10 protein-coding genes are annotated in these 13018 nt (G+C 52.5%); 5 read left to right on the top strand and 5 right to left on the bottom strand.

Features of this window, described 5'->3' with window-relative positions; all coding sequences use genetic code 11:
* Positions 1 to 199: 199 nt before the first annotated feature.
* Positions 200 to 1681, top strand: a complete 1482-nt coding sequence (locus EG028_RS22690; RefSeq protein WP_120518447.1) for a hypothetical protein — start codon at positions 200 to 202, stop codon at positions 1679 to 1681.
* A 77-nt stretch (positions 1682 to 1758) separates the two neighbouring features.
* Here the strand turns inward: EG028_RS22690 and EG028_RS22685 are convergent, their stop codons facing one another.
* Positions 1759 to 4185 (bottom strand): mechanosensitive ion channel family protein, encoded by a 2427-nt coding sequence (locus EG028_RS22685; RefSeq protein ID WP_162946600.1) that lies wholly within the window; start codon positions 4183 to 4185, stop codon positions 1759 to 1761.
* 373 nt (positions 4186 to 4558) lie between these two features.
* Here EG028_RS22685 and EG028_RS22680 point away from each other — a divergent pair, with 373 nt between their 5' ends.
* Both EG028_RS22680 and EG028_RS22675 read left to right on the top strand, forming a co-directional pair.
* Positions 4559 to 5962, top strand: coding sequence for a polysaccharide lyase 6 family protein (locus EG028_RS22680; RefSeq protein WP_120518449.1), 1404 nt, complete (start codon positions 4559 to 4561; stop codon positions 5960 to 5962).
* A gap of 140 nt (positions 5963 to 6102) precedes the next feature.
* Positions 6103 to 6789: a GNAT family N-acetyltransferase gene (locus EG028_RS22675; RefSeq protein WP_120518450.1), complete on the top strand. Its 687-nt coding sequence runs from the start codon at positions 6103 to 6105 to the stop codon at positions 6787 to 6789.
* Between the two features lie 60 nt (positions 6790 to 6849).
* On the opposite strand, the gene EG028_RS22670 is transcribed toward EG028_RS22675, so the two are convergent.
* Entirely contained in the window at positions 6850 to 7362 is a 513-nt protein-coding gene (locus EG028_RS22670) for a hypothetical protein (RefSeq protein ID WP_120518451.1), read from the bottom strand.
* Positions 7363 to 7501: 139 nt separating this feature from the next.
* On the opposite strand from EG028_RS22670, the gene EG028_RS22665 reads away from it, so the two are divergent.
* Together EG028_RS22665 and EG028_RS22660 are read left to right on the top strand one after the other, a co-directional pair.
* Positions 7502 to 7864: a hypothetical protein gene (locus EG028_RS22665; RefSeq protein WP_123864765.1), complete on the top strand. Its 363-nt coding sequence runs from the start codon at positions 7502 to 7504 to the stop codon at positions 7862 to 7864.
* A 12-nt stretch (positions 7865 to 7876) separates the two neighbouring features.
* Entirely contained in the window at positions 7877 to 8632 is a 756-nt protein-coding gene (locus EG028_RS22660) for a class I SAM-dependent methyltransferase (protein WP_120518453.1), read from the top strand.
* 84 nt (positions 8633 to 8716) lie between these two features.
* On the opposite strand, the gene EG028_RS22655 is transcribed toward EG028_RS22660, so the two are convergent.
* The 3 genes from EG028_RS22655 to EG028_RS22645 are packed head-to-tail and all read right to left on the bottom strand — an operon-like array spanning position 8717 to position 12989.
* A complete protein-coding gene (locus EG028_RS22655; RefSeq protein WP_120518454.1) occupies positions 8717 to 9538 on the bottom strand; it encodes a hypothetical protein in 822 nt (273 codons plus the stop codon).
* 10 nt (positions 9539 to 9548) lie between these two features.
* On the bottom strand, positions 9549 to 10688 hold the full coding sequence (locus EG028_RS22650; protein WP_120518455.1) for a VWA domain-containing protein: 1140 nt from the start codon (positions 10686 to 10688) through the stop codon (positions 9549 to 9551).
* A 9-nt stretch (positions 10689 to 10697) separates the two neighbouring features.
* The gene (locus EG028_RS22645; protein ID WP_120518456.1) at positions 10698 to 12989 is read right to left on the bottom strand and encodes a DUF5682 family protein; all 2292 of its coding nucleotides are present in this window, start codon (positions 12987 to 12989) and stop codon (positions 10698 to 10700) included.
* Positions 12990 to 13018 lie beyond the last annotated feature (29 nt).

The raw sequence follows: 13018 nt of genomic DNA, 5'->3' as shown, positions 1-13018 counted from the left end.
TACTTATTCCCAATATAATTTATTTCCGGAGGAATTTTATCCCGCCCATGTTTGTATTTTCCCCATCCGCCGCTTATATTGCAATCGATTGTTGATACCCGTGACCCTGATACCTTTTTTAACCCAGATTACCTGACGAGAGCCCGGAAGCATAGCCCACATCTTTTCTGTTTACCATTTATAATTTAAAATCCCCGTTATGAAAATCAGATCCCCTTTTGTGATCCTTTTCGTGCTGCTGCTGGCTGGCGCCGGCACCTTCCTGGCCTGCCGGAAGGAAAAAACGCACACCGGACAGGAAAAAAGCACAGCGCCTTTATTTGACGAAAAGGCAGCCCGCAAACATTTTTACAAATCCATCCGCCCGTCCATGGAGCAGCGCAACGCCGCCAAACCGGGCAAAACCTCCAAGCTGTACCCCATGTGGGCCAAAGCCAAAACCTATACCACGGGCGAATACCAGATCGTCGAAGTGCCGGCTTACTGGGGCAACCGCCAGCTGCTCACGGCCAGGCAAAGCACCCGGAAAGACACCGCCGGCAGGGCCGCTCCCGCGATGGGCGATCTCGGGAACTTCGACCGGCTGATCATGTACATGGACAAAGACGGGCGCATTACCGAACGCATCGTATCCTTTGTGCCCGATGCGGCTTACATGGCAAGGCATAACCACGACGCCAGCCACAACACCCTCAAAAAACTGGACAAGGACTTTTCCGGTTTCCTGGTGAACCGCACGGTGGACGGCAATCCGTACAGCCTGCTGAAAGTGAGGGGTGGCCGCGTGGTAGCCAAAATGAAGATCAGCAAAAACATGAAGCTCCCGCAACGCGATCCGAATGCCCGCTGGGAAGAGCAGTGCGAGATCACGGAAGTGATCGAGATATGGTCGCAGGATTGTATCTACATTATGGTGGATGAGCCGGGGCAGGGTTATGTGGAGTATGAAGAGTGCAGCGACTGGTATCTTGATTACCTGATTATCGTGGAAGAATGCGAAATGGTGTGGGTGGAAGATGACCCCTGCTGGGAAGATCCTTCCAATCCTGCCTGCAACCCCGGCGGCGGTGGCGGCGAAGAACCTGAAGAACCGGAAAACCCGCCAAGTGGCCCGGTGCCCAGCCTCCGCCATTATCAGCCCGGCAACCCCGTTACCAACCTGACCACCTACCTGAGCCATTTCAACACCTCTTACGATGCTAAAGTGACCATTTATGTGGATCAGCCGGTACCCGGCACCAGGAACACTTCCTCCGGCTACGATATGGGCCATACCTTCATCACCATCGAGCAGGACATCAATGGCACCATCGTGCGCAGGTCCCTCGGGTTATTCCCCGACGTATCGGTGAATGTATTTTCGCCCAGCACCCAAAGCGTGATCGGCAACACCGAGGGCAATAGTTACGATGCCAAACTGGATGCGTACATTTCCGGCTACCAGTTGCAGTTGCTGCTGGATGTGATCAACAACAGCCCTTCCATGGACTTCAACATGAACTCCTACAATTGCAGCACCTTTGGTATTGAATGCATACGGGAAGTAGGCGTGACGGTGCCTTACACGATCGGTAACTGGTCCGGCGGCAGCGGATGTAATGCCGGCGATACCGGTGAAGACATCAAGTCATTCTTCGGAGGCTCAGCCTCGTCCGGCTCAGCTCCCGCTAATGCCGGATGATGACGATCCAAACCTGTTTATAAAAACGAAGGGCGGGTTCAGTAGAACCGCCCTTTTTTAATACCTGAAAATATTTTTTATTCAATACTGAGATTTGCGGCATTCAACCCCTTGTGCATCAGCAGCAGGATTTCACTCATCGCTTCCTCGGACCGCGCCACATCCTTGCACCAGAAGTATGCTTTCAGATCAAACCCGTTCTCATGCACTTTGGTGAACAGTACCTGCGGCTCCCTGTTCTCAAAAATAAACTTCGAGCCCTGGATAGCCTTCTTAACCGCGGTAGACACTGTTTCCATGTCATTGCTGCCGGTTACCGTCAGTTCCATATCAAGGCGTTGCTGGTTATTGCTCAGGGTCCAGTTCACGATCTGCTGTGAAAGGATATCCCCGTTAGGAATGATCACTTCCGCGCCGTTCTGCGTCATCAGTGTGCTGGAACGTAAACCGATCTCCCTTACTTTCCCGGATTTATCGCCGATCTCCACCACATCGCCGATCTGCAAAGGCCGGTCGAAGATGAGGATGATACCGGACACAAAGTTGTTCACAATATTCTGCAGGCCCAGACCGATACCAACGCCCAGGGCGCCGAGCACGATCGTGATCTTGTCCACCGGCACGCCGGAGGCCGCCACAGCCAGCAGGTAGCCGAGGCAGAGCAGTACCAGTCTTGCTATCAGCAGGCGGTTGCGCTGGCCTTTGTTGCTGATCTCTTCGTCCAGGCCGGCATCCCCGAAAAAGTAACCCACATATTTCTGCAACAGGTGCGCAATCCAGATGATGAGAAAAAACAGCAGGATACCGCCGATGGTAAATGTTGCATTGCCGATGCTGCGGTCCGTCTGCATCACCTGCAGCAGCCCGTTCAGCACGACGGTATAAATATTCAGGTTGGTGGTGAACACGATCAGCCACAATATCACCACGAGGAAAAGTACTGGTCTCCTGAAGCTATCCAGCACCGGCTGGTAATCGATGCGGCTTTGTACGCCACGTTTCACGCGGCTGGCTACGATCTGCAGCAGGATAGCCTCCATGCATATTTTGCTGAACACCGCCAGGCCGATGGCCTGTGTGAAAGCAAATATGGCGGCGTTGCCGAAGATCTGCGCGAGGGATACCCTTCCCCAGAGATTACACAACAGGGACAGCACATTCATCACATTGTGCAGGATGATCACATACCGCAAAAACCCTTTCAGGTGCAGGTGATCCTTCATCCTGGAAAGGAACAGCACACCGAACAGGATGGACAACCCGTTCAGCAGGATCAGCCACAGGCGCTGGCCCAGGCCGGGGTCCACCATATGGTGCGTGAAAGAAAAACAGATGTACAGGATCACCATGGCAATCCAGTAAAGGAACAGCCGGCGCGGCCACTTTTTCCAGCAGATGATGGTAAGGATCACGATCAGCAGGAACTGCATGGACTCTATATACGCGGATGGCGCATGCAGATCGAAGAGCGGCGCGATGGCGAACATTACGATAAAGGAAGAAACAATGTACCCTGAAGGCAGGTATACAAAACCCAGGTCGCTGATGCTGCCCGTTGCGTCGTGGCGCCGGATGGTGCGGATGTTCCGGAAGATCCAGATAAAAAACAACAGACCGATCAGCAGCAGGAAAAGGCGTTTGTTGCCGCTGTCTTTAAAATAATAGTCCAGCGCCTTCTTTTCACCTTCGTATGCTTTACCAAAAGAAGAGCGGGTGCCTGCGGAAACGTGGATGGTATCTCTTTCCCAGAGGTAGTTATATTCTTTCCCGAATACCCTTGCCGCGGAAGTATTCAGCAGGTTGTTCACTTTTTCCAGCAGCTTGCTGGTGGTGATGGCATTGGCGGATGTGTGCGTTTGCAGGCTGTTCACCCTTGCCAGGCTTTCCCGCAGCGCACGGGTGCTGCCCCTGAAGGCTTCGCGCATGTCCTTGAGCTGCGGCGCAAACTCCTGGCGCAGTACGGAATCCCGCAACAGCTGGCGCAGTACGGTATCGCCTGCCAATGGTTTCAGGCTGGCGCGGAGATTGTTCAGTTTGGTTTCCGTGCTGTCCAGCAGCTTCCGGTGCTCCCGCAGGTCCAGCTGGATGTTTTGCAACAGGGTGCGGAACACTTGTAAATTACGCAGGTTCAGCGCCCGGCTGTTGTTCAGCACATTGTCCTTCAGCACGGAAAGCACCGAATCGCTGTCCATCAGCCTGATCGCTACCAGCTCTATCCCGATGGGCAACTCGCTTCTATTCTCAACATTGTTGAGTATTACATAAGTATTTTCGATTTGCTGCTGGTAATCGCTGCTGGTCATTTTTGCGGAATCGGCAAACAGGGAAGCCATGCCCATGCCTCCTCCCCTGCGGCGGGAGGTATCCCCTCCCCTCCTGCTGGAATCCGAATCAAACCGCCGCCGGCTGGAATCGCCGGGCAAACGTTTGAACCTTGCGGTATCCTGTGCCTGGACGGCCAGCCCGGTCATCAATAATATGAAGCAGACAAGAAGTGGGCGCATGCGGTTCCTCATAAGGTTGATTTTTTGCTTTGCTAAACTATGAAAAGAACTTATGTATAAGAAATTTTTATATGAATCACGGTGATGATTGTAAAAACCTTAACAGGCGGAGGCTTTAGTTTCCTTTCCGGCTGGCCGGACAGTAAGCCCGGCAAACGGCATGATAGTATTTTGCTTTTTGCGTGGAAATTACCGCGTAATTACCGGAAACCTATATGGTACCTATAGGAGAGGTACAGGGAAGGCGGAGTTGAGGTGGAGATGAGGTGGACTTGATCAGGGCTTGAACCGGTTAATATGCTATCAGGATCCGGGAGATAGGTATTTTCATGAAATATAAATAAGCGTATTTTTAAGATCAATAAAATTCCACATGAAGAAAACAAGTCTTTTCATCAGCCTATGCCTGCTGATCTGCCAGACCGTATTGGCAAAAACCGTGATTGTTGGTTCCATTGCGGAGCTGCAGACCGCCATCAGCAACGCCCTTCCCGGGGATGTCATTCTTTTGAAAAAAGGAGTGTATACCACCACCGAAGACATTCTTGTCAACAAAGCCGGGACGGCCGCCAAACCTATCGTCATCGGCGCGCAGATGCCCGGAGAAGTAGAGATCACCGGCGCGGGCGGCTTCCGGATCGTAAGTCCTGCTTCGTATATCCAGGTCATCGGGTTTAAGTTCACCCATGCTTCAGACAAGGCGAAGATGGAGCCCGGCACCACTTTCTGCCGCTGGACCAGGAACGTGTTCCAGACCACGGGGGAAGGAAACTACCTTACCATCATGGGCAGCGACCACCAGGTGGATTACAATACCTTTCAGCATAAACGCACGCTGGGGAAGTTTATTGGCGTGAGGGGAACAGGTAAACAGATTGCGGAGCGCCTCTGGATACACCACAATTATTTTGTGGACTTTACCAAACAGACCGGCAACGGCGCGGAAGCGTTCCAGTTCGGCCTCAGCGGTTACAGCCTGTCTTCCAGCAACAGCATCGTGGAATACAATCTTTTTGAGCAATGTGAAGGGGAAAATGAACTGATCTCCGTAAAAGCTTCAGCGGTGACGCTTCGTTACAACACTATCCGCGACTGCAAAGCGCAGTTCACCCTTCGTCACGGGAATTTCTGCAAGGTGTATGGCAATTATTTCACGCTCACGCCGGGCCTCCGCATTTTCGGGGACGATCATATCATTTTCAGCAATTATTTCGAACGTTGCAATCCCGCCATCAATATCGGCAATGGCGGCGCGGAAGTGGCAGACGGAGCACCGCTCACCTCCCACGACCGCCCGGACCGTGTGCTGATCGCTTTTAATACGCTGGTGGATAATGAAGACAATATCACCCGTACCATCCGGCCGAACGGCATCGGCAGCACGTTTATCACCCTTGCTTACAACGTCATCCAGGGCGGGAATGAAGCGGCTTCCATCCAGGGGCCGCTGTACCTGAACCCTTCCTTCAAAGGGAATATCATCTACAATACAAAAGGCGCCGGCCAGCTGCCCGATTCGGGTTTTGTACAGGTGAATCCCATGTTGCAAAAGGACAAAGCCGGGATCTACCATTTACAGAAAGGCAGCCCCGCGATAGGAGCGGCCAAAGGAAGTTACGCGGGCATCGTGGCCGATATGGACGGGCAGCCCCGCACATCTCCCCTGGATGCAGGAGCAGACCAGGTTTCGGTAAAACCCGTGACGGTTAAAATGCTGAAACCGGCAGATGTAGGCCCGCTCGCGGGAAATCCTGTCTTTAAGAAGCAGGCCAGATAAAACAACTATCAGATCATATTATAACAAACAAAAAAGCGGCGCCGGAGAGTGCCGCTTTTTTGTTTTCACCTGCATCACTTTGTCATATATTTGGCGGTATAAGTACGGAAATGATCAACGAATAAAAAAGAAGAGCCGATATGAAAGATAAATATTCAGTACTGGACAACCCCGCCTGGAGTGCGCTCAACAGCCAGCACCGGGAATTTGCCCTCGGGTCGGAGCTGGCGAAAAGATACCAGCCCGATATTGTTTCATTTGTAGGATTTGCAGAGCCCAGCGAAGCGGCAACGGCTTCCCTGGACCCGTTGATGAAAACGGGAGAGCAGTTTTTTATCATCGGCGATCTGCCGCCTCTGCCGGATGGCTGGGAAATAAAAAACGAGCTGGCCTGCGTACAGATGGTTTGCCAGTCGCCCATACAAGATCCGTTCACAGCGGACGTTGAGCCGCTGGGAGAAAAGAACAGCCGCGAGATGTACGAACTGGTACAACTCGTGATGCCGGCCTATTACCTGCCGGACACGCACCGGATGGGCAATTATTACGGCATCCGCCAGGAAGGCAGGCTGGTGGCCATTGCGGGGGAACGGATGAGAACGGATAACTTCAGTGAGTTAAGCGCCATCTGCACACACCCGGATTTCACCGGCCGCAAATATGCACAGCAGCTCATCACCCATCTTGTCAACCGGCACTTCGAATCGGGTAAGATCCCTTTCCTGCATACCGGCACTACGAACGAAAGGGCTATCAGGCTGTATGAACACATGGGTTTCAGCATACGCAGGGAGATCTTTTTCCGGCTTACGGCAAAGACAAAATAAAAGAGCCGTACCCAATGGGAGTACAGCTCTCTTTTTTCGATATCAACTAAAAATAAGGGGCTATTGTGCGCTTCCGCCAATGTTTCCAATCGCCACGATGCTATCCTTGTTGGGCGTCACATCTTTCCTTACAAACGCCACGCGTGCGAACGCTTTGTACTTCAGCAGGCTGTCGTAGTTAAATTTCTTCGTTACGCCATCCACCGTTACACTTTTTACGCCGGCCCATTTGGCTTCTATGGCCGCGCCGGTGGTTTCGCTCTTAATCGATCCGATGGTCTGGAATAGTTCCAGTGTACCGTCTTCCTTTTTGCCTTTGTACAGATCGAACTTATACGTAGTGTCCCTGGTGGATTTGTCGATCCGCAGGATCAGGTCAAACGTGCTGTCAGTAAGTTCTTTGGCAGTTACTTTACCGCCGCCGGTGCCGGTAGATACAGTGAAGGCGTACTCCTTGGTGCGTTTTGGCGGAGGAGTCGGAGAATCGTCATCATTACAGGCTGCCAGGAAAATTCCGAACAAAGCAGTGGCGAGCAGGGCCTTCCCAGGCACCCGGAGTGTGTGTTTCATCATGGTGTTCCGATTTTTAATAGTCAGGTTAAGTACCCTAAGTAAGCAATACGGTTTAAACGCATGTGAAAATGAAAAAGTTACAATGGCGCCAGTTTTTTTTCATTTCCGGTTTGACTATCTTGGTACAAAACAATATTCAGTGGAACAATCCTATCTGCGGGAACTCGCTTCTGACACGGAATACTTCGGGTATTATCTTGCCGGCCTCGTAGCCGACAAACTGGATGAAGGGCATTCCCTCGGTTATTCCCACCGTGATTACTGCGGGATGGGGCTGGAGAAAAACGACAAAGGCGAATACCTCTACGGTGAATTGTATGACGGCGGAATGATGATTCCTTCAAAGTTTACTAACAGGGAAAGCTTTGTGGAATGGCTCGCCTTTCAATCCACCGCTTCTCTCGCCAGGCTGAATGACAAAGAAGAGTTTTACCGCGGCAATCAGACCCTCACGCGGCAACGGCTGGAACAATTCATTGGGCAGTCATTTGGCAAATTTTAAGGAACTTTAGGTATGGACAATACACAAAGGTTCAACAACCGCGTAGAAAACTACGCCGCATTCCGCCCCGGTTATCCTGCGCAGGTCGTTACATACCTCCAGGAAAAACACGGCCTCGGGGTTGATAAGACGCTGGCCGATGTAGGCGCGGGAACGGGCATATCCACTGCATTGTTCCTCAAAGCGGGTTATACGGTCATGGCTGTGGAGCCTAATATGGAGATGCTGGACAAAGCCACGGAAACCCTGGGGAAATATCCCGGTTTTCATGCCGTGCACGCCACCGCCGAAGACACTACGCTCCAAACGGCAAGTGTGGACGCGGTGATTGCGGGCCAGGCTTTCCACTGGTTCCATGTGGAGAAAAGCAAAACGGAATTCCAGCGGATATTAAAGCCGGGCGGACTGGCCGTGCTGATCTGGAACGAACGCAGGGTGCACACTCCTTTTGAACAGGAATATGAAGTATTGATCAACCACCATGGTAAAGATTATGTAAAAGTGCAGCACCGGAATATAGACATGGCGCACCTCAAGGCCTTTTTCACCCCGCATGCCGTGGAACTGGAGATATTTACCAACGAACAGGTATTTGACCTTGACGGCCTTAAAGGCCGGCTGTCTTCCTCGTCCTATATGCCACTGAACAGCGACGCCGGTTATCCAGCCATGATGCAGGACCTGGAGCAGTTATTTGACAAATACAAAGAGAACGGTTTTATAAAGATCAGCTACGAAACAAAGGTGTATACAGGAACACTAAAATAGATGCGTACCGTAAAAATATTGTTCCGCTTCCACAGCGAGACGTAAAGGTATCCTGGATTATGCCGAAACCTGCCTGTCCCCCAATCACTGACCATACCGGAAATAATCACACTCATCCTCATCGCACAATAAGGTTTTATACACCGGGTGTCTCAACACTTCTGTGTAGTCCATCCACTGTTTATCCACTTTTATTTTCCGGTATACCAGCCTGATGCCGTGTGAATAATCCACGTACCAGTTTACATGCCCGGTATACAACGGCTGGATGGGTTTGCCATCCGGTTTATGCCAGCCGTAAATGGCCACGCGCTCCGGCCGCGGATCGCGGGAGACTTTGCTGCTGATCACCACGTCTTTTTTTATTCCCGCAATCAGGCCCTTTTCCCCTTTCCGCTGCCCTTCTATGATCATATGATGATGCCAGAAGATAATGGCGCTGTCGCGGAAGGCATACAGCGGTACCGGCTCAGGTTTCACTTTTGCGGCGAGGTAAATATCATTGACCATTTTCCGTGTGGGCAGGAAACATTGCAGGCTGTCCGCGATCAGTTGAGCCGTCATGGGAGTAAGTGGTATCCTTGCAAAATCGTCATTACCGCCGATGGACAGGTAATCGGGCGTTACGTAATAGGTGGCGGTGATGGTTTTGCCATTGGCGCCGGTGATGGATGTATGCACCGGTACCAGCTTCCGGAGAAAGGCGGGCACATTCCCGGATAATATTTCTTTCAGCGCTATGGGCTCTCGGGTATTCCATTTCATGCTGTCCACCTGCCGGTAAAAGGCGTTGCCTGAAACGGCCTGTGGCGGTCTCGGCGGCAAAGGTAGCTCGTGAGCGGTGCGGCAGGACATTATCCAGGCGGACAATACAATAACAGTGATCGTTTTGCGGCAGGTGTACATGGGTGTTAAATTACTTCTTTAACACGAAATCTTCTTTGGCTGCCCATTGGCCAATATCCTGCTTGCTGAGGGCCGTAGCCATCAGGTCCGGGAACTTGTCCGGGGTACAGGCGAATACAGGGATGTTCAGGTTGGAGAAAAACTGCGCATTGCCATGATCATACGCAGGAGCGCCTTCATCATTCAAAGCCAGCAGTGCAACTACCTGCACGCCTGCCGCGGCCAGTTCAGTTGCCCGTTTTCTCATTCCATCCTGGTTCCCGCCTTCGTACAGGTCTGAAATCAGTACCAATACCGTGTCCAGCGGACGGGTAATGATCTGCTGGCAATAAGTGAGCGCGGCATTGATATCTGTACCGCCACCCAGCTGTACGCCAAACAATAGTTCCACCGGGTCCGTAAGTTCTTCTGTCAGATCCACCACAGCTGTGTCAAATACCACCATTTTGGTTTTGATAGCCGGGATAGACGCCATTACCGAACCGAAAATACCCGAATACACAGCGGAAGTGCCCATGGAACCGCTTTGGTCGATGCACAGGACGACGTCTTTCAGCGATGTCCTTTTGCGTCCATACCCTATCCTCGATTCGGGAATAATGGTTTTGTATTCGGGCTGATAGTGTTTCAGGTTTTTCTGTATCGTGGCGTGCCAGTTGATCTCGTTGTGCCTTGGACGGGAGTTGCGGGCGGAACGGTTCAGGCTGCCGGCGATAGCCTGCTGTGTGGGCTGCGCCAGTTTCGCCATCAGTTCGTTCACTACTTTGCGTACTACCTGGCGGGCGGTATCTTTCGTTTTATCGGGTATCACACGGCTCAGCGTCATCAGGGTAGCTACGAGATGAACATCTGCGTCCACGTTTTCCAGCATTTCCTTTTCCAGCAGCATCTGCGTGAGGTTCAGCCTTTTCATCGCGTCTTTCTGCATCACCTGCACCACGGTATTCGGAAAAAAAGAGCGGATATCTCCCAGCCAGCGGTTCACATTCGGCGACGAAGCCCCTAGGCCCGCGCTGCGGTCGCTGTCGTACAACGCTTCCAGTGTTTTATCCAGCTGCAGGTCCGCCGGGTTCAGAGGGTGATCTGTTCCGTCGCTTTGGTTACCACCCAGGATCAGGCGCCATTTCCGCATTTGTTGATCTTCACTCATGTTCGCTCATTAATGTTGTAAACCTAATAATGCCATCACAACGGGTATTCCCTGTTCCGCGCGTTGCCCGTCGAAACTTTTCTCCGTTACGGGCACCGCCGCGCGGCCGCCGCGTTTTACCATTTCCCCGAGTTTTTTTCTTTCAGGGCGGGAGAAGTTGGAAAACGTTCTTCTCAGCAGCGGCAGTACTTCTATAAACATGTCTTCTTCCAATTGTTCCACCCAGCTGCTTACCACTCCCCAGAGATCATTGTCCAGCAGCAGGATGGCGCCGCTGCCCGTGAGGAAACCTTCCAGCCAGGCGGCTGCAATGCCGGGGCCACTTGCGGAAGACATGGCGTAATAAAACGCTTTCACCAGTTCGTCACCAGTCAGCAGTTTCCGGTCTGCCAGCAAACGCGTGGCATAACCGGCCAGCACGGGAGCAGTGCCCTGGTTTTGGGAGATGACCTTTAAAGTCTGTTCCCATTGCCCGGTCAGCTCCCCGTGTTGCAGGAGATTGATAGCGTCGTTGAGTTTTGGGAAAAGCGCCTGCAAATGCGCGGCGGCGTCTTCGTCAATGGCCTGGCAGGCGGGCGGCAGGTTGATGCATATGCGTACCGTCATGCTTTCCACGATGCCCATCACCAGCGCTGCGTCCGTTTTGCGCACGTTGCCGTAACGGCTTACTTCCACCAGGCCGGGCAATACTTCCATCAGCTGCACTACATCGCTGCTGGCCGCAGCAAGGTTATTGATCCGTTGGATCAATGCATCCACGGCAAGCGGCAGTTCCGCGGGGATGGCCGCTTCCAGCAGTTTCCCAACAGCAGGCAGGTCCGCCGCTTCTTTGGCGAGGTGCACCAGGTATCCGGTTGCTGCTTCCTCTACGGTATTGCCCCATACGCCTTTTTCGATAATATCGACAGAAAAGCCGGGGTCCCACTGTAAGCGCCATTGTTCCTTAAAGGTCCCTTTACCTGTTACATCAGACCGGTGACCCCATTTCAGCTCAAGGATCTGCAGGCGGTGCAGGAAGACGCTGCGTTCCAGGTCGTTTTCTTTACGGAGGTCCAGCAGGTAATCTTTCCAATCCGCGGCAGCCGGCAGGCGGAGGCGTTTCTGTATTTTTTCAATATCCTGTTGTAAAGGCGGCTTGGGAATATCCACCGGCACTTCGCCTATCCTGTTATTGACAATCAGTTCAGCCTGTACCAGCGAAAGCAATACCGGTTCACCACCGCAGAGCACGCTCAACGTGGCTTCGTTCAGCTCCTCCAGGCCAGCTTTGGGAAGGTTGCGCAAAGCAGCCAGGGCATTGGCCAGGCGGGAGGCTTCTATCACATGAGCCACCGAGGTGTCCATTTGTTTTTCGCGGAACAGCTTGGCGACTTTTACAAGCCACTTCGTACCGTCATCCTCCTGGTGATGCCAGATGTGCTCGTACCAGCCGGGAGAATTGATGCCCGCGCCATAACCGCTGTAGAGGCTCAGGCGGCTGTTTGTCCAGGGTACCCAGGTACATTCTGTTTTTACTTTGCTAAGACCCTTCAGCAATTCGTTATCGCCTTTTTGCGGGGGCATGTTGTGCAGCGCGGGAGCGTGCCATGCGCCACAGATCACGGCGATGTTCTGGAACATTTCTCTTTCAGCCTGCCTAATCACTTTTCGCATATGCGCTTCGCGAAGCAGTTCCAGCTTATTGTCCTTTCCGTCGTAGATTTCGCGCAGGCTGCCCATGCCTTCCATGACGGCGGTGAATATATCCTGGTTATCCGCCCGGTGTTCGAACATATGCTCCCACCACTTTTCGCCATCATCATAACCGGCCGCATGGGCCAGTGATGCTACATCATATCGGACAGGTATTTCATGCAGCACTTCATTTTCAATCGCGGGCTGGCCCGGAACTGTTGTTGTGTTTTCGTCCTGGGGTGGTGAAGGAGCGGTTTCCTGTCCGGCATTTTCAGGCTGGGATGAAATTGCTGCCTGCGCTTCATTCTCCAGGGCGTATTGATGCGCCACCGGCAGGTCCATAAAACGGATGTGGATGTTCTGCCGTTTTGCATACAGGATCGCCTGCCATTCAGGAGAAAATTCCGCGAAAGGATAAAAGCTGGACTGGCGGGGATTATCGGGCTGGTAACACAATATTGCCACCGGCGGCCTCATTTCCTCATGCGCGGCCCATTGCAAAATACCGTCCGCTTCAGGCGGGCCTTCCACCAGCACAATATCCGGCTTAACCGATTCCAGGAATGTTTTTACATTCCTGGCGGAACCGGGGCCATGATGCCGGATGCCAAGTATATGAATCGCCATATTTACATTGCCCGCAAGGGGCTTTTGAA

The organism is Chitinophaga barathri (assembly GCF_003807585.1).
GTDB lineage: Bacteria > Bacteroidota > Bacteroidia > Chitinophagales > Chitinophagaceae > Chitinophaga > Chitinophaga barathri.
The sequence above is the reverse complement of the archived record's forward strand: the minus strand, read 5'-3'. Positions and strand labels throughout refer to the sequence as shown.

Coding starts and splice junctions, on each gene's coding strand:
- EG028_RS22690 (WP_120518447.1), top strand. CDS start 200: ATGAAAATCAGATCCCCTTTTGTGATCCTTTTCGTGCTGCTGCTGGCT.
- EG028_RS22680 (WP_120518449.1), top strand. CDS start 4,559: ATGAAGAAAACAAGTCTTTTCATCAGCCTATGCCTGCTGATCTGCCAG.
- EG028_RS22655 (WP_120518454.1), bottom strand. CDS start 9,538: ATGTACACCTGCCGCAAAACGATCACTGTTATTGTATTGTCCGCCTGG.
- EG028_RS22660 (WP_120518453.1), top strand. CDS start 7,877: ATGGACAATACACAAAGGTTCAACAACCGCGTAGAAAACTACGCCGCA.
- EG028_RS22685 (WP_162946600.1), bottom strand. CDS start 4,185: ATGCGCCCACTTCTTGTCTGCTTCATATTATTGATGACCGGGCTGGCC.
- EG028_RS22670 (WP_120518451.1), bottom strand. CDS start 7,362: ATGATGAAACACACACTCCGGGTGCCTGGGAAGGCCCTGCTCGCCACT.
- EG028_RS22675 (WP_120518450.1), top strand. CDS start 6,103: ATGAAAGATAAATATTCAGTACTGGACAACCCCGCCTGGAGTGCGCTC.
- EG028_RS22645 (WP_120518456.1), bottom strand. CDS start 12,989: ATGGCGATTCATATACTTGGCATCCGGCATCATGGCCCCGGTTCCGCC.
- EG028_RS22650 (WP_120518455.1), bottom strand. CDS start 10,688: ATGAGTGAAGATCAACAAATGCGGAAATGGCGCCTGATCCTGGGTGGT.